Annotated in this window: 15 protein-coding genes and 5 tRNA genes; 12 read left to right on the top strand and 8 right to left on the bottom strand. The window is 52.3% G+C overall.

Annotated elements, in window-relative coordinates:
• Nucleotides 1-137 precede the first annotated feature (137 nt).
• The 12 genes from alaS to J4613_RS18575 all read left to right on the top strand — a co-directional run bounded on the left by alaS (nucleotide 138) and on the right by J4613_RS18575 (nucleotide 9,312).
• Nucleotides 138-2,768 (top strand): alanine--tRNA ligase, encoded by a 2,631-nt coding sequence (gene alaS / locus J4613_RS18630; RefSeq protein WP_079798506.1) that lies wholly within the window; start codon nucleotides 138-140, stop codon nucleotides 2,766-2,768.
• A gap of 234 nt (nucleotides 2,769-3,002) precedes the next feature.
• Nucleotides 3,003-3,188: a carbon storage regulator CsrA gene (gene csrA / locus J4613_RS18625; protein ID WP_000906486.1), complete on the top strand. Its 186-nt coding sequence runs from the start codon at nucleotides 3,003-3,005 to the stop codon at nucleotides 3,186-3,188.
• Nucleotides 3,189-3,491: 303 nt separating this feature from the next.
• A tRNA-Ser gene (locus J4613_RS18620) sits at nucleotides 3,492-3,584 on the top strand.
• A gap of 3 nt (nucleotides 3,585-3,587) precedes the next feature.
• A tRNA-Arg gene (locus J4613_RS18615) sits at nucleotides 3,588-3,664 on the top strand.
• Between the two features lie 61 nt (nucleotides 3,665-3,725).
• Nucleotides 3,726-3,802: transfer RNA gene (locus tag J4613_RS18610), tRNA-Arg, on the top strand.
• A gap of 62 nt (nucleotides 3,803-3,864) precedes the next feature.
• Nucleotides 3,865-3,941, top strand: a tRNA-Arg gene (locus J4613_RS18605).
• Nucleotides 3,942-4,003: 62 nt separating this feature from the next.
• Nucleotides 4,004-4,080 (top strand) — tRNA-Arg (locus J4613_RS18600).
• Between the two features lie 229 nt (nucleotides 4,081-4,309).
• The gene (yqaB, locus tag J4613_RS18595) at nucleotides 4,310-4,876 is read left to right on the top strand and encodes a fructose-1-phosphate/6-phosphogluconate phosphatase (RefSeq protein WP_000271284.1); all 567 of its coding nucleotides are present in this window, start codon (nucleotides 4,310-4,312) and stop codon (nucleotides 4,874-4,876) included.
• Nucleotides 4,873-5,298 (top strand): YqaA family protein, encoded by a 426-nt coding sequence (locus J4613_RS18590; RefSeq protein WP_111742254.1) that lies wholly within the window; start codon nucleotides 4,873-4,875, stop codon nucleotides 5,296-5,298. The genes yqaB and J4613_RS18590 overlap by 4 nt, the downstream gene beginning before the upstream one ends.
• Nucleotides 5,299-5,374: 76 nt before the next feature.
• The gene (gene gshA, locus J4613_RS18585) at nucleotides 5,375-6,931 is read left to right on the top strand and encodes a glutamate--cysteine ligase (RefSeq protein ID WP_000611821.1); all 1,557 of its coding nucleotides are present in this window, start codon (nucleotides 5,375-5,377) and stop codon (nucleotides 6,929-6,931) included.
• 149 nt (nucleotides 6,932-7,080) lie between these two features.
• Nucleotides 7,081-7,596 carry an S-ribosylhomocysteine lyase gene (gene luxS, locus J4613_RS18580; protein WP_001130194.1) on the top strand — a complete coding sequence of 172 codons (516 nt, stop codon included), beginning with the start codon at nucleotides 7,081-7,083 and terminating at the stop codon, nucleotides 7,594-7,596.
• A 345-nt stretch (nucleotides 7,597-7,941) separates the two neighbouring features.
• Nucleotides 7,942-9,312, top strand: a complete 1,371-nt coding sequence (locus J4613_RS18575; protein WP_000645134.1) for a carbohydrate porin — start codon at nucleotides 7,942-7,944, stop codon at nucleotides 9,310-9,312.
• Nucleotides 9,313-9,360: 48 nt separating this feature from the next.
• Here J4613_RS18575 and emrB read toward each other — a convergent pair whose 3' ends face one another.
• The 8 genes from emrB to nrdF all read right to left on the bottom strand — a co-directional run bounded on the left by emrB (nucleotide 9,361) and on the right by nrdF (nucleotide 19,229).
• The gene (gene emrB, locus J4613_RS18570; RefSeq protein ID WP_001187298.1) at nucleotides 9,361-10,899 is read right to left on the bottom strand and encodes a multidrug efflux MFS transporter permease subunit EmrB; all 1,539 of its coding nucleotides are present in this window, start codon (nucleotides 10,897-10,899) and stop codon (nucleotides 9,361-9,363) included.
• A gap of 16 nt (nucleotides 10,900-10,915) precedes the next feature.
• Nucleotides 10,916-12,088, bottom strand: a complete 1,173-nt coding sequence (gene emrA / locus J4613_RS18565) for a multidrug efflux MFS transporter periplasmic adaptor subunit EmrA (RefSeq protein ID WP_001275605.1) — start codon at nucleotides 12,086-12,088, stop codon at nucleotides 10,916-10,918.
• 126 nt (nucleotides 12,089-12,214) lie between these two features.
• A complete protein-coding gene (mprA, locus tag J4613_RS18560) occupies nucleotides 12,215-12,745 on the bottom strand; it encodes a transcriptional repressor MprA (protein ID WP_000378431.1) in 531 nt (176 codons plus the stop codon).
• Nucleotides 12,746-13,241: 496 nt separating this feature from the next.
• Complete coding sequence (locus J4613_RS18555; RefSeq protein WP_000165769.1) at nucleotides 13,242-14,426, bottom strand: MFS transporter; 1,185 nt, start codon at nucleotides 14,424-14,426, stop codon at nucleotides 13,242-13,244.
• A 164-nt stretch (nucleotides 14,427-14,590) separates the two neighbouring features.
• Nucleotides 14,591-15,586, bottom strand: coding sequence for a glycine betaine/L-proline ABC transporter substrate-binding protein ProX (gene proX, locus J4613_RS18550; RefSeq protein WP_111742255.1), 996 nt, complete (start codon nucleotides 15,584-15,586; stop codon nucleotides 14,591-14,593).
• 69 nt (nucleotides 15,587-15,655) lie between these two features.
• Entirely contained in the window at nucleotides 15,656-16,720 is a 1,065-nt protein-coding gene (gene proW / locus J4613_RS18545) for a glycine betaine/L-proline ABC transporter permease ProW (protein WP_000775022.1), read from the bottom strand.
• Nucleotides 16,713-17,915: a glycine betaine/L-proline ABC transporter ATP-binding protein ProV gene (gene proV / locus J4613_RS18540; RefSeq protein WP_000985529.1), complete on the bottom strand. Its 1,203-nt coding sequence runs from the start codon at nucleotides 17,913-17,915 to the stop codon at nucleotides 16,713-16,715. The genes proW and proV overlap by 8 nt, the downstream gene beginning before the upstream one ends.
• A 354-nt stretch (nucleotides 17,916-18,269) precedes the next feature.
• Nucleotides 18,270-19,229 carry a class 1b ribonucleoside-diphosphate reductase subunit beta gene (gene nrdF / locus J4613_RS18535; protein WP_000777901.1) on the bottom strand — a complete coding sequence of 320 codons (960 nt, stop codon included), beginning with the start codon at nucleotides 19,227-19,229 and terminating at the stop codon, nucleotides 18,270-18,272.
• Nucleotides 19,230-19,235: the final 6 nt, after the last annotated feature.

The following is a 19,235-nucleotide window of genomic DNA, read 5'->3' as shown; positions in this document are numbered from 1 at the left end:
GAATATTCCTTAAATACACAAAATCATTCAAGCCGCATCAAAGCGGCAAGTGAGCCTCGGGAACGCGTGACCGGGAAACTCGCAGCCAACGCAGAGGCGGCCTGAAGGATGAAGTGTAGCTTGATTTCAGGATAATTATGAGCAAGAGCACCGCTGAGATCCGTCAGGCGTTTCTCGACTTTTTCCATAGTAAAGGGCATCAGGTAGTTGCCAGCAGTTCCCTGGTGCCTAACAATGACCCCACTCTTTTGTTTACCAATGCCGGGATGAACCAGTTCAAGGATGTTTTCCTTGGGCTCGATAAACGTAATTATTCCCGTGCAACCACTTCCCAGCGTTGCGTACGCGCGGGGGGTAAACACAACGATCTGGAAAACGTCGGATACACTGCACGTCACCATACTTTCTTCGAAATGCTGGGCAACTTCAGCTTCGGCGATTACTTCAAACACGACGCCATTCAGTTCGCATGGGAATTACTGACCGGTGAAAACTGGTTTGCTCTGCCAAAAGAGCGTTTATGGGTCACCGTTTATGAAACCGACGACGAAGCCTATGAGATCTGGGAAAAAGAAGTCGGCATCCCGCGCGAGCGTATCATCCGTATCGGCGACAATAAAGGCGCGCCATACGCATCGGATAACTTCTGGCAGATGGGCGATACCGGTCCCTGCGGTCCGTGCACCGAAATCTTCTACGATCATGGCGACCACATCTGGGGCGGCCCTCCGGGAAGCCCGGAAGAAGACGGCGATCGCTATATTGAGATCTGGAACATCGTCTTTATGCAGTTCAACCGTCAGGCTGACGGGGCTATGGAACCATTGCCGAAACCGTCTGTAGATACCGGTATGGGGCTGGAGCGTATTGCCGCGGTACTGCAGCACGTTAACTCTAACTATGACATCGACCTGTTCCGCACGTTGATTGAAGCGGTAGCGAAAGTCACCGGCGCCACCGATCTGGGTAATAAATCGCTGCGTGTTATCGCCGACCACATCCGTTCCTGCGCATTCCTGGTTGCCGATGGCGTGCTGCCGTCGAATGAAAACCGTGGCTATGTGCTGCGTCGCATTATTCGTCGCGCGGTTCGTCACGGCAACATGCTGGGCGCGAAAGAGACCTTCTTCTACAAGCTGGTTGGGCCGCTGATTGAGGTAATGGGCTCCGCAGGCGAAGAGTTGAAACGTCAGCAGGCGCAGGTCGAGCAGGTTCTGAAAACGGAAGAAGAGCAGTTCGCCCGTACGCTGGAGCGCGGTCTGGCGCTGCTGGATGAAGAACTGGCGAAATTGCAGGGCGACACCCTGGACGGCGAAACCGCTTTCCGTCTGTATGATACTTATGGTTTCCCGGTCGATCTAACGGCGGACGTCTGCCGTGAGCGCAACATCAAAGTCGATGAAGCTGGTTTTGAAGCCGCTATGGAAGAGCAACGCCGTCGCGCGCGCGAAGCTAGCGGTTTTGGCGCGGACTACAACGCGATGATCCGCGTTGACAGCGCTTCTGAATTTAAAGGTTATGACCATCTGGAACTGAACGGCAAAGTGACTGCGCTGTTTGTCGATGGTAAAGCGGTTGAAGCGATTAACGCGGGACAGGAAGCTGTTGTCGTGCTGGATCAGACCCCATTCTATGCGGAATCAGGCGGTCAGGTTGGCGATAAAGGCGAGCTGAAAGGCGCTGGATTTACTTTCGCTGTGGACGACACGCAAAAATATGGTCAGGCGATTGGTCACCTCGGCAAATTGTCTGCGGGCGCTCTGAAAGTGGGCGATGCGGTACAGGCTGACGTAGATGAAGCGCGCCGCGCACGTATCCGTCTGAACCACTCCGCCACGCACCTGATGCACGCGGCGTTGCGCCAGGTGCTTGGGACACACGTTGCGCAGAAAGGTTCGCTGGTTAGCGATAAAGTGCTGCGCTTCGACTTCTCGCACAATGAAGCGATGAAGCCGTCGGAGATTCGTGAGGTTGAAGATTTGGTGAATGCGCAAATTCGCCGCAACCTGCCGATTGAAACGAACATCATGGATCTCGACGCGGCGAAGGCGAAAGGGGCCATGGCGCTGTTTGGCGAGAAATACGACGAACGTGTACGCGTTCTGAGCATGGGCGATTTTTCTACCGAACTGTGCGGCGGTACTCACGCCAGTCGTACCGGTGATATCGGTCTATTCCGTATTATCTCTGAGTCCGGCACCGCAGCGGGCATTCGTCGTATTGAGGCGGTAACCGGTGAAGGCGCTATGGCCACCGTTCATGCGCAAAGCGATCGCTTAAACGATATTGCGCATCTGCTGAAGGGCGACAGCCAGAATCTGGGCGACAAAGTGCGTGCCGTGCTGGAACGTACACGTCAGCTGGAAAAAGAGTTGCAGCAGTTGAAGGACCAGGCCGCAGCGCAGGAGAGTGCAAATCTTTCCAGTAAAGCGGTCGATCTCAACGGCGTGAAGCTCCTGGTCAGCGAGCTTGCTGGTATTGAGCCGAAAATGCTGCGAACCATGGTTGATGATCTGAAAAATCAACTGGGGTCTACCGTTATCGTACTGGCAACGGTTGTTGAAGGTAAGGTTTCTCTGATTGCGGGCGTGTCGAAGGATGTGACCGACCGGGTTAAAGCAGGGGAATTGATTGGTATGGTCGCTCAGCAGGTGGGCGGTAAGGGTGGCGGTCGTCCGGACATGGCGCAAGCCGGTGGTACGGATGCGGCAGCTCTGCCTGCAGCGTTAGCCAGTGTACAAGGCTGGGTCAGCGCAAAATTGCAATAATTATAAGCGTTCGTTGGCGCCGCAGCTCGTGCTGCGGCGTTTACGTCAACGCTATCGACAACGATAAAGTCAGGTTGAAGTTTTGTATATCGGCTAAACTTAGGTTTAACAGAATGTAATGCCATGACTGCTTACACCTAAGGTGTTTGTCATCGCTTACTTTTTGGCGTTATATGATGGATAATGCCGGGATACAGAGAGACCCGACTCTTTTAATCTTTCAAGGAGCAAAGAATGCTGATTCTGACTCGTCGAGTTGGTGAGACCCTCATGATTGGCGATGAGGTCACCGTGACAGTTTTAGGGGTGAAGGGCAACCAGGTGCGTATTGGCGTGAACGCCCCGAAAGAAGTTTCTGTCCATCGTGAAGAGATCTACCAGCGTATCCAGGCTGAAAAATCCCAGCAGTCCAGTTACTAAGGTTTTCGCGTCTCACTTTTCGGGTGAGACGCAGCCTCTCTTCTCGCTCGCCCGCGTTGTCCCTTCATGACTTTTTTCAACCTCACTGTTGATATGGTGCGCTTTTGGCGGCCAGCGTGTCATCAAATTATCTGTTGATAAAACACTCTTTTTGGCTTTTTTACAGACTAATTGAGCGTGAAGTGTGCAAACGATAAAAGCTCTGGAAAAATTGTTTGACTTATAAGTCCCAGAAAGTAATATGTGCGCCACGCAGCGACGATGAGCAGAACAAGTTCTTCGAAGCACTCGTAAGAGGCGTGTGGTGAGGTGGCCGAGAGGCTGAAGGCGCTCCCCTGCTAAGGGAGTATGCGGTCAAAAGCTGCATCCGGGGTTCGAATCCCCGCCTCACCGCCATTTGCATCCGTAGCTCAGCTGGATAGAGTACTCGGCTACGAACCGAGCGGTCGGAGGTTCGAATCCTCCCGGATGCACCATCTCTTACTTGATACGGCTTTCCCGCGGTATCAAAATCTGCAGTAAAGTAAGTTTCCCGATGCATCCGTAGCTCAGCTGGATAGAGTACTCGGCTACGAACCGAGCGGTCGGAGGTTCGAATCCTCCCGGATGCACCATCTCTTACTTGATACGGCTTTCACCGCGGTATCAATATCGGCAGTAAAGCAAGTTTTCCGATGCATCCGTAGCTCAGCTGGATAGAGTACTCGGCTACGAACCGAGCGGTCGGAGGTTCGAATCCTCCCGGATGCACCATCTCTTACTTGATACGGCTTTCACCGCGGTATCAATATCAGCAGTAAAGCAAGTTTCCCAATGCATCCGTAGCTCAGCTGGATAGAGTACTCGGCTACGAACCGAGCGGTCGGAGGTTCGAATCCTCCCGGATGCACCATATTCTCCGTACTTTCAGCAATGCAGATAAGATAGCGGTAATCACCGCTGGCATCAGAAGGATAACGTTGCGTCAGCAACGGCCCATAAGGCGAATAATCCTCCCGGATACGTCACTGCCCCGCAATCGCTTTTCCCCTTATCCTGAATATACCTCTTCATCTCTATTAGCGACAAAATCAACCAATTGCGATAAAGTACTGTCTGGTTATTCGGTTTGCGAGAACACGATGTACGCACGTTATGCTGGTTTGATTTTTGATATGGACGGTACTCTCCTGGATACCGAACCCACGCATCGCAAAGCGTGGCGTGAGATTTTGGGGCGCTATGGTCTTCGTTTTGATGAACAGGCAATGGTCGCGCTTAACGGTTCGCCAACCTGGCTTATCGCCCAGTCAATCATTGAGCTTAACCATGCCGATCTTGATCCCCTGTCACTGGCGCGTGAGAAAACCGACGCGGTAAAAAGCATCCTGCTGGACTGCGTAGAACCGCTGCCGCTGGTTGAGGTGGTTAAAGCGTGGCATGGGCGGCGTCCCATGTCGGTCGGTACCGGTAGCGAAAGCGCTATCGCGGAAGCCTTGTTAGCGCATCTGGGGCTGCGTCGTTATTTTGATGCGGTTGTGGCGGCAGATCACGTACAGCATCACAAACCTGCGCCTGACACCTTCCTATTGTGCGCCCAGCGGATGGGCGTCATGCCGACGCAGTGCGTGGTATTTGAAGATGCCGATTTTGGTTTACAGGCGGCGCGGGCGGCGGGAATGGATGCCGTGGATGTTCGACTATTGTGAGTGACGGACTGTCGCTCCTGTCTCTGTTTACCAGTAGTTTTCTCAGCGCGACGCTGTTACCCGGTAATTCTGAGGTGGTTTTGGTTGCTATGCTGGTCTCCGGCGTCAGCCATCCCTGGGTCTTAGTCTTAACAGCAACAATGGGTAATAGCCTTGGAGGGGTAACTAACGTTATTCTTGGGCGTTTCTTTCCGCTGCGCAAAACGTCGCGCTGGCAGGAAAAAGCGACTGGCTGGCTAAAGCGTTATGGCGCAGCCACACTATTATTAAGCTGGATGCCGGTCATCGGTGATTTGTTGTGCCTGTTAGCGGGATGGATGCGCATCCCGTGGGGGCGGACGATCTTTTTTTTGTGTCTTGGTAAGGCGCTGCGCTATGTTGCGCTCGCAGCGGCGACGGTTCAGGGCATGATGTGGTGGTAATAATTGTAGGTTTGGCATGTATGGCCGCCATTACAGTTATGCTTATTAAAACGATTTGGACAGGCGGGAGGTCAATTTGATCCCGGACGTATCACAGGCTCTGGCCTGGCTGGAAAAACATCCTCAGGCGTTAAAGGGGATACAGCGCGGGTTAGAGCGCGAAACGCTGCGTGTCAATGCTGATGGCACGCTGGCGACAACAGGTCATCCTGAAGCGTTAGGTTCAGCGCTGACCCATAAATGGATTACCACGGATTTTGCGGAAGCCCTACTGGAGTTTATTACGCCAGTCGATGGCGATATCCAGCATATGCTCACTTTTATGCGCGATCTCCATCGGTATACGGCCAGGAAACTGGGCGATGAGCGGATGTGGCCATTAAGTATGCCCTGCTATATTGCGGAAGGGCAGGACATAGAGCTGGCGCAGTACGGCACATCCAATACCGGGCGCTTTAAGACGCTCTATCGCGAAGGGCTGAAAAATCGTTATGGCGCCTTGATGCAAACCATCTCCGGCGTACATTACAATTTTTCATTACCGATGGCGTTCTGGCAGGCGAAATGCGGCGTTACGGAAGGCGAAGCGGCAAAAGAAAAAATTTCTGCCGGCTATTTTCGTCTGATTCGCAACTATTACCGTTTTGGCTGGGTCATCCCCTATCTGTTTGGCGCGTCTCCGGCCATTTGTTCCTCTTTCCTGCAAGGAAAGCCAACCACATTACCGTTTGAAAAAACGGACTGCGGCATGTACTACCTGCCATATGCGACGTCGCTGCGTTTGAGTGATTTGGGCTATACCAATAAGTCGCAAAGCAATCTCGGAATTACGTTTAACGATTTGCATGAATACGTTGCAGGTCTGAAGCGCGCGATTAAAACCCCTTCCGAGGAGTACGCACGGATTGGTGTGGAAAAAGACGGTAAGCGGCTACAGATTAACAGCAACGTTCTGCAAATTGAAAATGAGCTGTACGCGCCCATTCGTCCCAAGCGCGTGACGCGCAGCGGCGAATCGCCTTCTGACGCGCTTCTGCGTGGCGGTATTGAGTATATTGAAGTTCGTTCTCTCGATATTAATCCGTTCTCACCGATCGGCGTAGACGAGCAACAGGTGCGCTTCCTCGATCTGTTTATGGTCTGGTGCGTATTGGCCGATGCGCCGGAAATGAGTAGCGATGAGCTGTTATGTACGCGTACTAACTGGAATCGCGTTATTCTGGAAGGGCGTAAGCCGGGCCTGACGTTAGGCATTGGCTGTGAAACTGCGCAGTTCCCGCTGCCCAAAGTCGGGAAAGATCTCTTCCGCGATCTGAAACGCGTGGCGCAAACGCTGGACAGTATCCACGGGGGAGAGGAGTATCAAAAGGTATGTGACGAGTTGGTCGCCTGCTTTGATAATCCTGAACTGACATTCTCCGCCCGGATCCTACGGTCTATGATTGATGAAGGCATTGGCGGCACCGGGAAAGCGTTCGGTGAGGCTTACCGTAATCTGTTACGCGAAGAGCCGCTGGAGATTTTACAGGAAGAAGAGTTTATTGCTGAACGTGACGCTTCAGTACGTCGTCAGCAGGAGATTGAGGCGGCGGATACCGAGCCGTTTGCCGCGTGGCTTGCAAAACACGCCTGACCCAAAAGAAAAAGGCCACTCACGGAGTGGCCAAAATTTCATCGCTGAAAACAGGGATGATGATAACAAATGCGCGTCTTTCATATACTCAGACTCGCCCCGGAACAAAGAGTTCAGTTTATTTTTAAAAAATTATCGGAGGTGACTAAATGCCATTATTAGATAGCTTCGCAGTCGATCATACCCGGATGCAAGCGCCGGCGGTCCGGGTTGCAAAAACGATGAACACCCCGCATGGCGACGCAATCACCGTGTTTGATCTGCGTTTTTGCATTCCGAACAAAGAAGTGATGCCGGAAAAAGGGATTCATACGCTTGAGCATCTGTTTGCTGGCTTTATGCGCGACCACCTCAACGGTAACGGCGTTGAGATTATCGATATCTCGCCGATGGGCTGCCGCACCGGTTTTTACATGAGCCTGATTGGCACGCCGGACGAGCAGCGTGTTGCCGACGCCTGGAAAGCGGCGATGGCGGATGTGCTGAAAGTGCAGGATCAAAACCAGATCCCGGAGCTGAACGTTTACCAGTGCGGTACGTATCAGATGCACTCGCTCAGTGAAGCGCAGGACATTGCCCGTCATATTCTGGAGCGTGATGTGCGCGTGAACAGCAATAAAGAGCTGGCGCTGCCGAAAGAAAAACTGCAGGAATTGCATATTTAGTCTTATTGGTGAGCGGTTCCAGTATTTAAATTAACCCCGGTTTATGACCGGGGTTTTTTATTGCTTAATATAATTTGTATTTATTATATTTGCGGCAAGAATACATTTTAAATTAAGTAATGCCTGGCCTGTTAAATAATAAAATGTGATCTGGTAAACAGAAAAGGCGGATAACTCACGATGCCAGAGTGTATTGATCACATAAACTAAAAATCATAAATAATTAATAGAAAAACATAATGGAATGCGCCAGATATCCAGGTAATAACAAGACTCTACTAATAGCCGGTCGATGGGGTTTTTAGCAAATCTTATCTGGTATACATCAAACTTAAGGGATAAAAAATGAAGGCTAAATATTTGGCGCTGATGATAGGTGCTTGCTTTTCTCATAACCTTTGGGCAGCGAATAATATCACTATTGAGCAGCGTCTGGCTGAACTGGAGCAACGTGTTGTTAATGCTGAAAAACGGGCATCCGATGCCGAGGCGCAAATTCGCTCGCTGAAACAGCAGCAGGTCGCCGCTACGCCGACGGTGAATGTCCAGTCCGCCGAGCCCATTGCAGCAGATAAAACGCCGCCGAAGCTGACCTTATCCGGATTCAGCGATATTAAGTTCTATGGCGATGTCGAATTTAATATGGATGCGGCAAGCCGTTCCGGTAGCCTGACCTCGATGAGAACGTCAGCGAATAAAGATTGGGCATCAGGAACCAATGAACGCTGGGATATTAACGGACGCCTGTTGCTGGGCTTTGATGGCTACCAGCGGCTGGACAACGGTAATTTTGCCGGATTCTCTGTACAGCCTCTGGCGGACCTGACCGGAAAAATGAACCTTGATGATGCCGTTTTCTTCTTTGGTCGTGAGAATGACTGGAAAATTAAGGTTGGTCGTTTTGAAGCCTACGATATGTTCCCACTGAATCAGGATACGTTTATTGAATATTCGGGGAATACAGCGAACGATCTTTACAGTGACGGTTACGGCTATATCTATATGATGAAAGAAGGACGGGGACGTAGCGACAGTGGGGGTAACTTCCTGCTGAGTAAAACCATCGACAACTGGTATTTCGAAGTTAACACATTGCTGGAAAATGGCAGTACGTTATATACCGAGAAGCAGTACCACGGAATGGATTTGAGCAACGATAAAAATGTGGCTTACGTCCGTCCGGTTATCGCCTGGCAAAACGGGCGTTTTTCAACGGCGATAGCGATGGAAAGTAACGTCGTTAACAACGCCTATGGCTATTATGAGAATGGGAAGTGGATCGATCAGTCAGATCGTACGGGCTATGGTTTTACCATGACCTGGAATGGTCAAAAAACTGACCCGGAAGATGGCGCGGTGATTAACCTGAATACCGCTTATATGGATGCGACCGATGAGACAGATTTTACCGCTGGGGTGAATGCGCTGTGGCATCGATTTGAACTGGGTTATATCTATGCGCATAACAAAATCGAAGCCTTTAATGCTACCAATATCGATGCCGTTTGTGAGGACGATTGCTGGGTCACCGATCCCGGCAATTATGACATTCACACTATTCATGCCTCATATTTATTCCCCAACGTGATGGATATGAAAAACTTTAACATCTACCTCGGTGCCTATGCTTCATGGGTAGAGGCCAATCCGAATAATGGCGATAACAGTGAAGATGCGCGTTACGGCGGGCGTCTGAGATTCAAATATTTCTTCTGATTGTTGGTCTACTAAAAAAGGGATCCGCAGATCCCTTTTATCAGATAGTTAGTGCGCGCCGCCACCGCCGCCGCCCGCACCGAAGGGCGGTTTGGCGAACCACACCAGGCCGAGCAGCACCAGGAAGATCCCCGCCGACATCCAGAAGATTTCGTTGGCGGAAATAATCAGCCCCTGATTCGTGATTTGCTGGGCTATCCAGCCTGACGCCTGTTGGTGCGTCATCCCTAAGCCTTCCAGTTTATCGTACATAGCCTGAGCGTTTGGATTATACGCCGTAACCGACTCGGTGAGCTGAGCATGGTGTAGCGACTCACGATCGGTCCACATAGTGGTGGTAATCGAGGTGCCGATGGAACCTGCCAGCGTTCGCGTGAAGTTCGACAGGCTTGATGCCGCCGCCAGCCGTTCTGGCGGTAACCCGGAGAGCGTAATGGTGGTCAGCGGCATAAAGAAGCAGGCGACGGCAAATCCCTGAATAAACTGCGGCCATGCGGAAGCGCCGAAATCCATACCCGGTTCGAACGTCCAGGCGCGCCAGTAAAAACAGACGGCGTACATAATGAAGCTGAATGTGACCAGCCTGCGCATATCCAGTTTATGCGCGAAGCGTCCGATAATCGGCGACAAAATTACCGGAATAATACCGACTGGCGCTGACGCCAGACCTGCCCACGTTGCGGTATAGCCGTACACCTCTTGCAAAAGCTGCGGCAGTAGAACAATGGCGCCGAAATAGAGCATATAGGCAAGGCTGATGCACAAGCAGCCAATAGTGAAGTTACGCGATTTAAAAAGAGAAAGATCGACGATAGGGTGATCGTCGGTCAGTTCCCAGACGATCAGGAAACTGATGGCGATGACGGCGACCACGGTCAGGATGATAATTTCCTGTGAGGAGAACCAGTCCAGCTCTTTACCGCGATCGAGCATAATTTGCAGGCTGCCGATGCCAATCACCAGTAGCGCCAGCCCGACGGCGTCAATACGTCGCCGTTCGGTATGCGTTTCACGTCCGCGCAGCGTGTGTAACGTCATCAGGACGACGGCGATGCCAATCGGCACGTTGATGAAGAAAATCCATCCCCAGTGGTAATTATCACTGATATAGCCCCCCAGAATCGGGCCGCAAATCGGCGCGACAATGACGGTCATTGACCAGAGCGCCAGCGCAATGGAGCGCTTTGCAGGCGGATAGTTATTCAGCAACAGGCTTTGCGAGAGCGGAATCAGCGGCCCGGCGACCACGCCCTGCACCACGCGGAAGAAGATCAGCATATTCAGACTGCTGGATACGCCACAGGCCCAGGAAGCCGCGGCAAAGGCGACCGTCGACCACATGAACAGTTTGACTTCGCCAAAACGTTTCGCCAGCCAGCCGGTTAAGGGAATCGAGATAGCGTTCGCCACCCCGAAAGAGGTGATAACCCATGTCCCCTGGCTTAGGGAAGAACCCAGGTTCCCGGCGATGGTCGGAATCGCCACGTTGGCAATGGTGGAGTCCAGCACCTGCATGAATGTCGCCAGCGACAGCGCGATCGTCATGATGACGAGCTGCGCGCCTTCCAGCGGTTTTTGCTGTTGCATCACACGCACCTCAGGATTAACCCGCGTTAGCCTGTACGATGTCGTCGATCAGTTTATTGACCGGCGCGAGATTAATTTCGCGTGCGTTACTTTCGGCAACCGGCGTCGTTCGTACCTGGCTGGCCAGTACCTGACCGTCGCGATTAGCGGTATCCACGGTGACCAGCGTCGATAAACCAATGCGCAGCGGATGTTGTTCTAACTGGCGGGCGTCCAGTTCGACGCGTACCGGCAGACGTTGAACCACTTTAATCCAGTTACCCGTCGCATTTTGCGCTGGCAGCAGGGAGAAGGCGCTGCCTGTCCCCATATCCAGACCGACGACTTTACCGGTGTATTTTACGTCGTCGCCATAAATGTCAGTAATAATCGTCACTGGCTGCCCAATGCGCATATTCGCTAATTGGGTCTCTTTAAAGTTAGCGTCCACCCACAGATCGGTTGCAGGCACCACGGCCATCAGCGGCGTGGTGGGGCTGATCTGCGCGCCAGGCTGGACGGCGCGGCGGGAGACATAACCGGTCATTGGACTGACGATGCGAGTACGCTCCAGCGCCAGCCAGGCGTTACGCACTTCGGTCGCCGCTTGTTGAACCGCAGGCTGATCTTCCAGATTACTGTTGAGTATCATTGCCTGGTTGGCATTGTACTGTTGAATGGCGACATCCAGCTGTGCCTGCGCGCTGGCGACGGCATCGCGGGCGTGTTGCAGCTCTTCCCGGCCAATAAGATTGGCATTACCCAGCGGCACACGACGGTTAAGGTCGCTCTGCGCTTGCGCCAGGGCGGTTTTTTGCACGTCGATATTCGCCTGCAACTGCTTACTGTTAATCATCAACTGGTGCGTTTGGCGCACGCTGGAGGCCAGCGCCGTTTTGGCTCTTTCAAACGCTTGTTTGGCGTCAGTCTGATCGAGCGTGACCAGAACATCGCCCTCTTTTACAAAGTCGGTGTTATCAGCCCAGACTTTCGTCACGCTGCCTGACACCTGCGCCATGATTTGAACCTGGTTCCCTGCCACGTAAGCATCATCTGTCTCTTCAATATGACGCAATACTAAAAACCAATAAATTCCATATGCCACGGCAATAATAACAAAGAGCAAGGTAAGAAGTAGCAGCGCTGTTTTGCGTTTGCCTTTCTTCTTAGCCGGTTGCTGCGGGGTTTGGATCTCCGCATTTGCGCTCATGTTGTTCTCCACGATCTTATTATTCACATCGGCTGAGCCGACCTGTTGTCAGAAAGGCCAGCAGTAATGCGTGCCGGCCTGTCCGCTTTCCTGTTATTAATCTGGATTTTTGAGCGGGTCGGCGCTTTAGCGCAGCGCCTCAAGAACAGTGCCTTCCTGCTCCATTTGATCAAGACGCGTCAGGAGTTTACGAGTGATGTGCTCAAGTTGATCTTTTTCGGCTGTGCTAAGTGATGACCAGAGTTGATGCAGACAATGATGCTGAGGCGGAAGCACTTCTTGCAAAAATGCCTGGCCTTTCTCCGTTAATTGCAGATGCAGGCAACGGCGGTCGTTATCGCTCTCACGACGCTCAATCCAGCCGCGTTTTTCCAGCTCATCTGCAATGCGTGTCGCATTGGTGCGAGATGAACCCAGCGCGCAGCTTAATTCAGACGGCTGAATACTGTGGTTTTCCTGAGACTCCAGCGTAATCAACGCCATAAACAACGTCTCGTTAATCCCTTGAGCCTTCAGCATCTTATTGCGGTTTTCCAGGAGCTTGCCTTGCATGTGCATACAAAGACGAGTCAAAAGAATTTCCTGATAAGGAAAGTCTTCGTGACGGCTGGCGCGAAATTTTAGCATTTGTTCAATGGGCGTAAACGAACTATCCATTTGGGCATGACCTCATTAATTTCAGCCGATATAGTAACGACAGTGACAAATAAAGTAAATGTATTATTAATACAAAATCATTCTTTCAGGCTATAAAGCAACCAATGATACGCAGACTGAGACGCCAGCGGGAACATTGGGCCCGGTAAAGCGCCGCCTGCGGCAAATCCAGGAATGACGAGAAAAGCGTGAGTGCCTGCATGAAAAAATCAGGAGAGAACGATAAGCGGGAGGGGCGAAAGCCGGGTAAACGGCCTTACAACCCGATGCAAAAGCCACCGGAATATCACGGATAGCTATCGGTGAACGACCTTCGAATCCTTGAACGGGCGCTATTGGCCTGGGAGCAGATGGGGATGCAGGGCTTTCCATAGAATTATATTATTCTTCACCGGTATAAAAATAACCATGATAAATGAATAGCATAACCTTAACAGACTGGGGAGCTCCTTAACACCCTAAGGAGCTTAAACAAAGGTAAACGCTCACTATCCGCTTAATTTACGGCTTCCTGTCGGTGAAAACCTCGCCACCAGACCAGTAAATTAAGTAAGGCTACCGTGACACCCGCCAGACAAACGCCGGCCCAGCCGGCATGTTGCCAGGCGGAGGCGGAAATCAGCGACCCCGCGGCGCCACCGATAAAGTAGCTGGTCATATAGCCGGCGGTGAGCCGGTTACGCGCATCCGGATGCAAACGATAGATGACCGTCTGATTGGTGATATGTACCCCCTGAACGGTGAGGTCCAGTACCAGAATGCCAATAATCAGCGCCAGTACCGAGGTATGCCCAAGCCAGATAGCCAGCCAGGAGAGTAACAGCAGCAGTAAGCCGAACGTGGTGGTGAGGTGAGATTTACCTTTATCGGCAAATCCGCCAGCCGGACGCGCGCCTAAAGCGCCGGCGGCCCCCGCCAGGCCAAACAGGCCAATCATCCCCTCGGAATAGCTAAACGGCGGCGCGGCGAGCAAAAAGGCCATTGACGTCCAGAGGATGCTGAAATTAGCAAAGGTCAGACAGCCCAGCAGCGCGCGGGTACGCAGCAGCTTATCGTGAATAAACAGGCTGAATACAGAACCCAACAGCTGCGGGTAGTTAAGATGGGTGTCGGATTTGAGCTTTGGCAGTCCGCGCCACAACGCGACGGCCATCAGCGCCATCAGCGCCGACGCTACCCAAAATACGGTGCGCCAACCGCCGAGGTTTGCCAGCAGTCCGGCGACCGTTCGCGCCAGCAGGATCCCCAGCAACAGGCCGCTCATAATGGTGCCGACCACTTTACCGCGGGTGGCGGGCGTCGCAAGCGTGGCGGCCAGCGGAACCAGAATCTGCGCCACCACGGAGAACAGTCCGGTTAAGGCCGTTCCGAGTATCATCATGCTAAGCGACTGACTGCTGGCGGTGATCAGCATTCCGCCAGCCGCCAGCAACGTCATGGAGACAATCAGCGTTCGGCGTTCAAACATGTCGCCGAGCGGCACCAGAAACAACAGGCCAGCGGCATAGCCCAACTGCGCGGCGGTAACGATAAACCCTGCGGAGCTGGCGGAAAGCGAAAAGTGATGCGCGATGGTATCAAGCAGCGGCTGGGCATAGTAGTTGCTGGCGACCGCCAGACCCGTGGCCACAGACATTAAAACGATCAGCGCCGGGCTAAGCCCATGAGTGGGTTTCGTCATTATGGTAATCGTGATTTAGATAATTATTTCCTGGGAAAACAATCATAGCGGATGTTGATGAATAAAGGGGAACAGTGACGTGATGAATCGTGCGCTTTGAGGAGAGATTGAATAGGCCGGATAGCGGCGCATGAACTGCGCCTTATCCGGCATAAAAAACGATATTATTTCTGCGCGGCCAGCGCTTCTTTCACCCAGCCGTTAAACTGCTGCTGGTGGGCGTTGATCCAGCCGTCTACGTGGCCCTGAACATCGGCTTCAGACGATTTACCGGCATGCATCATGGCGTTCTGCGCGTTGATATCCGCCAGCGGCAGCTTCATGATGGCGAACAGTTTCGCCGCCGCCGGGTTTTTCTCCGCCCATGCCTTATTGGCGACAATATGCATGGTATTAACCGGGAACCCATAGTTCGCGCCGTTCGGCAGTTTAGTATCAATATTTTTCTGTTCGCCCGGCAGAGAGGAGAACGGCACCTGTAGCCAGACGACATCTTTACCCGGCTTCATTACGTCGCTCACCCAGTACGGGGTCCAGGTGTAATACAGCACCGGCTTGCCTTCTTTAAAACGGGTAATGGTATCAGCCATCATCGCCGCATAGTTACCGTGGCTGACCTCAACGGTTTTTTGTAGATCAAACGCTTTATTCTGGTGATTGATCACGGCTTCGCAGCCCCAGCCCGGCGAGCAGCCCATCATGTCCGCTTTTCCGTCGCCATTGGTGTCGAAGATTTTGGCGATTTTCGGATCTTTTAGCTGAGCGATATTGGTGATGTTGTACTGCTCGGCGGTTTTTTTATCGATCAGATAGCCCTGCGCAGCGCCGGAGACGAAGACGCCCTCGCGGTAAAATTTTTTGTCTCCGCCTGCTGCGGCATACATATCATCATGCAGCGGCTGCCAGTTCACGGCGGTAAACGTCGCATCGCCAGAGGCGATGGAGGTGTAGCCTACGTTGTAATCGACTTCACTCGGCTTATTTACGGTATAACCCAACTTTTCCAGCGCCCGACTGACCAGTAACGTCTGGAAGGTCTCTTCAGAAATCGTGCTTTGGATAGGTTGGACGGTAATGCCTTTGCCAGGCAGGTCGGCAGCGAAAGCGCTGGCGGTGACAAGGGTGGCAAACGCTGAGGCAAATATCACGGTATGTCGCATCGTTGTTCCTTTAATTATGGTAGGGAGTTGTAAGCCCGGTAAGCGCAATGTCACCGGGCGTCAGGAGAGTTACTTAACGAAAGGGCGGGTGATTAGCCCAACAGGACCGGTGGTATACCAGCGACGGTTACCGCGGCTACGCGAGTCGCGCCCGACGGCCTGCGTCAGACGGTCCAGAATGATGGCAAGAATCACAATGCCGACGCCGCCGACGGTTGCCAGCCCCATATCAAGACGACCAATGCCGCGTAGTACCATCTGGCCAAGCCCGCCGACCGCAATCATCGAGGCGATGACGACCATTGAGAGAGCCAGCATCAGCGTCTGATTAACGCCTGCCATAATGGTGGGCATCGCCAGCGGTAGTTGCACTTTGAACAACATTTGGCGCGGGCTGGCGCCGAACGAGCGCGACGCTTCAATTAAGTCGGCAGGCACCTGGTTAATGCCCAGGATCGTCAGGCGTACAATCGGCGGTAGAGCAAAAATAATCGTCACCACCACGCCCGGCACGTTACCGATGCCGAATAACATGACAATCGGCACCAGATAGACAAACGCGGGCGTGGTCTGCATCGCATCCAGCAGCGGACGAACTATTTTGGCCGCACGCGGGCTGCGCGCCAGCCAGATTCCCATCGGTAATCCGATCACGACGCAGAACAACAGGGCGGTCAATACCAGCGCCAGGGTAATCATCGCCTGCGACCAGGCGCCGATCGCGCCGATGGCGATCAGCGATATCAGCGTTGCGATCCCCATGCCCACGCCGGAAACCTGCCAGGCAATCAGCGCAAAGAGAATAATCGCCACAGGGGCGGGCATTCCCAGCAGCAGTTGCTGAAAGCCGTTAAGGATGTAATCCACCGGCACACGAATCCCCTGAAAAAGGGGACGGAAATGGGTGACGACCCAGTCGATTCCCTCTGTGACCCAGCTATCCAGCGGGATCAGCGTCTTATGGAACGGGTCCAGAAGAGAAAAGTGTTCAGGGGCTGGCGCGGGCGCGCTGTTCAACCAGTCGGTACTGCCGCCGTCCGTGGCTACGCCTGCCGGTGTTCCCCAGGCATCAGCCGTTTGCGTCGTAGTATCGGCCACCTGTGCGGTATCCCACGGATTCGTTTGATCAGCCATTGTTACCCCCCTCGCGATCTAAAGCCTGTAGCAACATACGTTTTGAAATAATGCCAACATACTGGTGTTCTTCATCGACAACCGGCACCGCGCAGGGCGCCTGGCCGACGTGAGAGAGCAACTCGCTGAGTGGGGTTTGCGCATCAACGACTAAAGGGTCGTCGATAAGCGCCGCTTCAATCCCTTGCGCCTGGCTTAATGCCGCTTTTAATGAGTCGATGGACACGACGCCCACGAATTTATTGCCACGCTCAATGACGTAACCATATTCACGGTCTTCGTCCTGTAATAATTTCAGTGCCGAACGGGGACCGAAACCTGGCGTTTTACGAATTAAGCCGACCGGACTGCGACGGGCAATATCTTTGGCGCTAAAGACCTGACTAATATCCACGCCACGGAAGAACGTGCGGACATAATCATTTGCCGGATTATTCAGGATCTCATCCGGCGTACCAACCTGTACGACCTCGCCATTTTGCATAATGGCAATCCTGTCGCCAATACGCATAGCCTCATCAAGATCGTGGGAAATAAAGACAATGGTGCGCTGATGTTTCGCCTGTAATTTCACCAGCTCATCCTGCATTTCGGTACGAATTAATGGATCGAGGGCGGAAAACGCTTCATCCATTAATAAGATATCAGGGTTGATTGCCAGCGCGCGGGCAAGTCCAACACGCTGACGCATCCCACCGGAAAGTTCATCCGGATAGGCATGAGCGTAATTTTCAAGCCCCACCTGACGCAAGGCGTCCAGCGCTTTTTCGCGACGCTCTTGCGCCGCGATGCCCGCTAATTCCATACCGAATGCCGTATTATCCAGCACGGTCATATGCGGCATGAGCGCAAATGACTGGAAGACCATCGCAATCTTTTTCCTGCGCACCTCGCGAAGCTCAGCGTCTGATATTTTGGCAATATCAACGCCGTCGATCAGTACCTGTCCGCGGGTGGGTTCAATCAGGCGATTGAGAAGGCGTACCATTGTGGATTTACCCGAACCGGATAATCCCATGATGACAAATATCTCGCCTTCTTCAATGGCCAGACTGGCGTCTTTAACGCCAAGCGATAGCCCCGTTTTTTCCAGTATTTGCTCTTTCGATAGTCCCTTTTCAATATATTTGAAGGCACGCTGTGGATGCTCTCCAAATATTTTATACAGATTCTTCACTTCTAATTTAATTGCCATGCAATAGAACGATTCCTGTTATTTACTTATGTCGATATGTTACCTGATAGAAATAGTTGCCTTTTTCTACCCTAACATACTCAGAATCTGAGACAACCCTGAATTTGCTTCTGGCATGAATATTGCGAGGTGCTATTGGCTGTGATTTCCCATGATATAAGGGCTGAACGCGAATGGGGAGGGAGAGATATTTTTGGGAACAACCAGCAAAAATCCACCTGAATTGGGGGGATTCAGGTGAATAATGTCACTCGTATTGAGTGTAGGACATGTTGTAATATTTGCGCGATTTAACCCGGTATTGTTTGAAATAAAGGCATGGGAAATGTAACGTTATTTCCCATGCCCGCAAGGTTAAAAATTCCAGTCTTCGTCTTCGGTTTCGACTGTTTTCCCCATCACATAAGATGAACCTGATCCGGAAAAGAAATCATGATTTTCGTCGGCATTCGGCGAGAGCGCGGCAAGGATTGCGGGATTCACGTCTGCCATCTCCGGCGGAAATAACGCCTCATAACCCAGGTTCATTAAGGCTTTATTGGCGTTGTAGCACAAGAAGGCTTTGACGTCGTTAACCCAGCCGGTTTCCGCATATAACGCTTCTGTGTAGCAGATTTCGTTGTCGTACAGTTCCATCAACAAATCCAGCGCGAAAAGCTTTAACTCTTCACGCTCGATTGCCGATAGTTTTTGTAGCGCTATCTGATACTTATAGCCAATATAATAACCGTGAACCGCTTCATCGCGAATGATTAAACGAATCAGGTCGGCAGTGTTCGTGAGCTTACCGCGGCTGGAGAAATACATCGGCAGCCAGAAGCCGGAATAGAACAGAAAAGACTCTAAAAAGACGCTGGCAATCTTTTTCTTTAGCGGTTCATCGCTGACGTAATGAGCCAAAATAATCTGCGCCTTACGCTGAAGCGGCGGGTTTTCTTCGCTCCAGGCGTAGGCGGCATCAACCTCTTTCGTCTGGCACAGCGTGGAAAAAATAGAACTGTAAGAGCGGGCGTGTACCGCTTCCATAAAGCTGATGTTCGACAGTACTGCCTCTTCATGCGGCGTGATGGCATCTGCCATTAACGACGGCGCGCCTGCGATGTTCTGGATAGTGTCGAGCAGCGTAAGACCCGTAAACACGCGAATGGTGAGCTGCTGTTCGGCGGCGCTCAGCGTCTGCCAGGCCGGAATATCATTCGACAACGGCACTTTTTCCGGCAGCCAGAAGTTACTGGTCAGCCGGTTCCATACCTCCAGATCTTTGTCGTCCTGGATCTTGTTCCAGTTGATGGCGCTAATACGAGATAATTTCATATGGCT

Origin of the sequence: Salmonella sp. 32020114201800008SM (assembly GCF_017572025.1) — a bacterium.
GTDB classification, from domain to species: Bacteria; Pseudomonadota; Gammaproteobacteria; order Enterobacterales; family Enterobacteriaceae; genus Salmonella; species Salmonella enterica.
This window is presented reverse-complemented; position numbering and strand designations above follow the sequence as displayed.

Excerpts from the sequence above, each read along its gene's own strand:
- alaS (WP_079798506.1), top strand. The coding sequence starts at position 138 with ATGAGCAAGAGCACCGCTGAGATCCGTCAGGCGTTTCTCGACTTTTTC.
- csrA (WP_000906486.1), top strand. The coding sequence starts at position 3,003 with ATGCTGATTCTGACTCGTCGAGTTGGTGAGACCCTCATGATTGGCGAT.
- yqaB (WP_000271284.1), top strand. The coding sequence starts at position 4,310 with ATGTACGCACGTTATGCTGGTTTGATTTTTGATATGGACGGTACTCTC.
- luxS (WP_001130194.1), top strand. The coding sequence starts at position 7,081 with ATGCCATTATTAGATAGCTTCGCAGTCGATCATACCCGGATGCAAGCG.
- J4613_RS18575 (WP_000645134.1), top strand. The coding sequence starts at position 7,942 with ATGAAGGCTAAATATTTGGCGCTGATGATAGGTGCTTGCTTTTCTCAT.
- emrB (WP_001187298.1), bottom strand. The coding sequence starts at position 10,899 with ATGCAACAGCAAAAACCGCTGGAAGGCGCGCAGCTCGTCATCATGACG.
- emrA (WP_001275605.1), bottom strand. The coding sequence starts at position 12,088 with ATGAGCGCAAATGCGGAGATCCAAACCCCGCAGCAACCGGCTAAGAAG.
- mprA (WP_000378431.1), bottom strand. The coding sequence starts at position 12,745 with ATGGATAGTTCGTTTACGCCCATTGAACAAATGCTAAAATTTCGCGCC.
- J4613_RS18555 (WP_000165769.1), bottom strand. The coding sequence starts at position 14,426 with ATGACGAAACCCACTCATGGGCTTAGCCCGGCGCTGATCGTTTTAATG.
- proX (WP_111742255.1), bottom strand. The coding sequence starts at position 15,586 with ATGCGACATACCGTGATATTTGCCTCAGCGTTTGCCACCCTTGTCACC.
- proW (WP_000775022.1), bottom strand. The coding sequence starts at position 16,720 with ATGGCTGATCAAACGAATCCGTGGGATACCGCACAGGTGGCCGATACT.
- proV (WP_000985529.1), bottom strand. The coding sequence starts at position 17,915 with ATGGCAATTAAATTAGAAGTGAAGAATCTGTATAAAATATTTGGAGAG.
- nrdF (WP_000777901.1), bottom strand. The coding sequence starts at position 19,229 with ATGAAATTATCTCGTATTAGCGCCATCAACTGGAACAAGATCCAGGAC.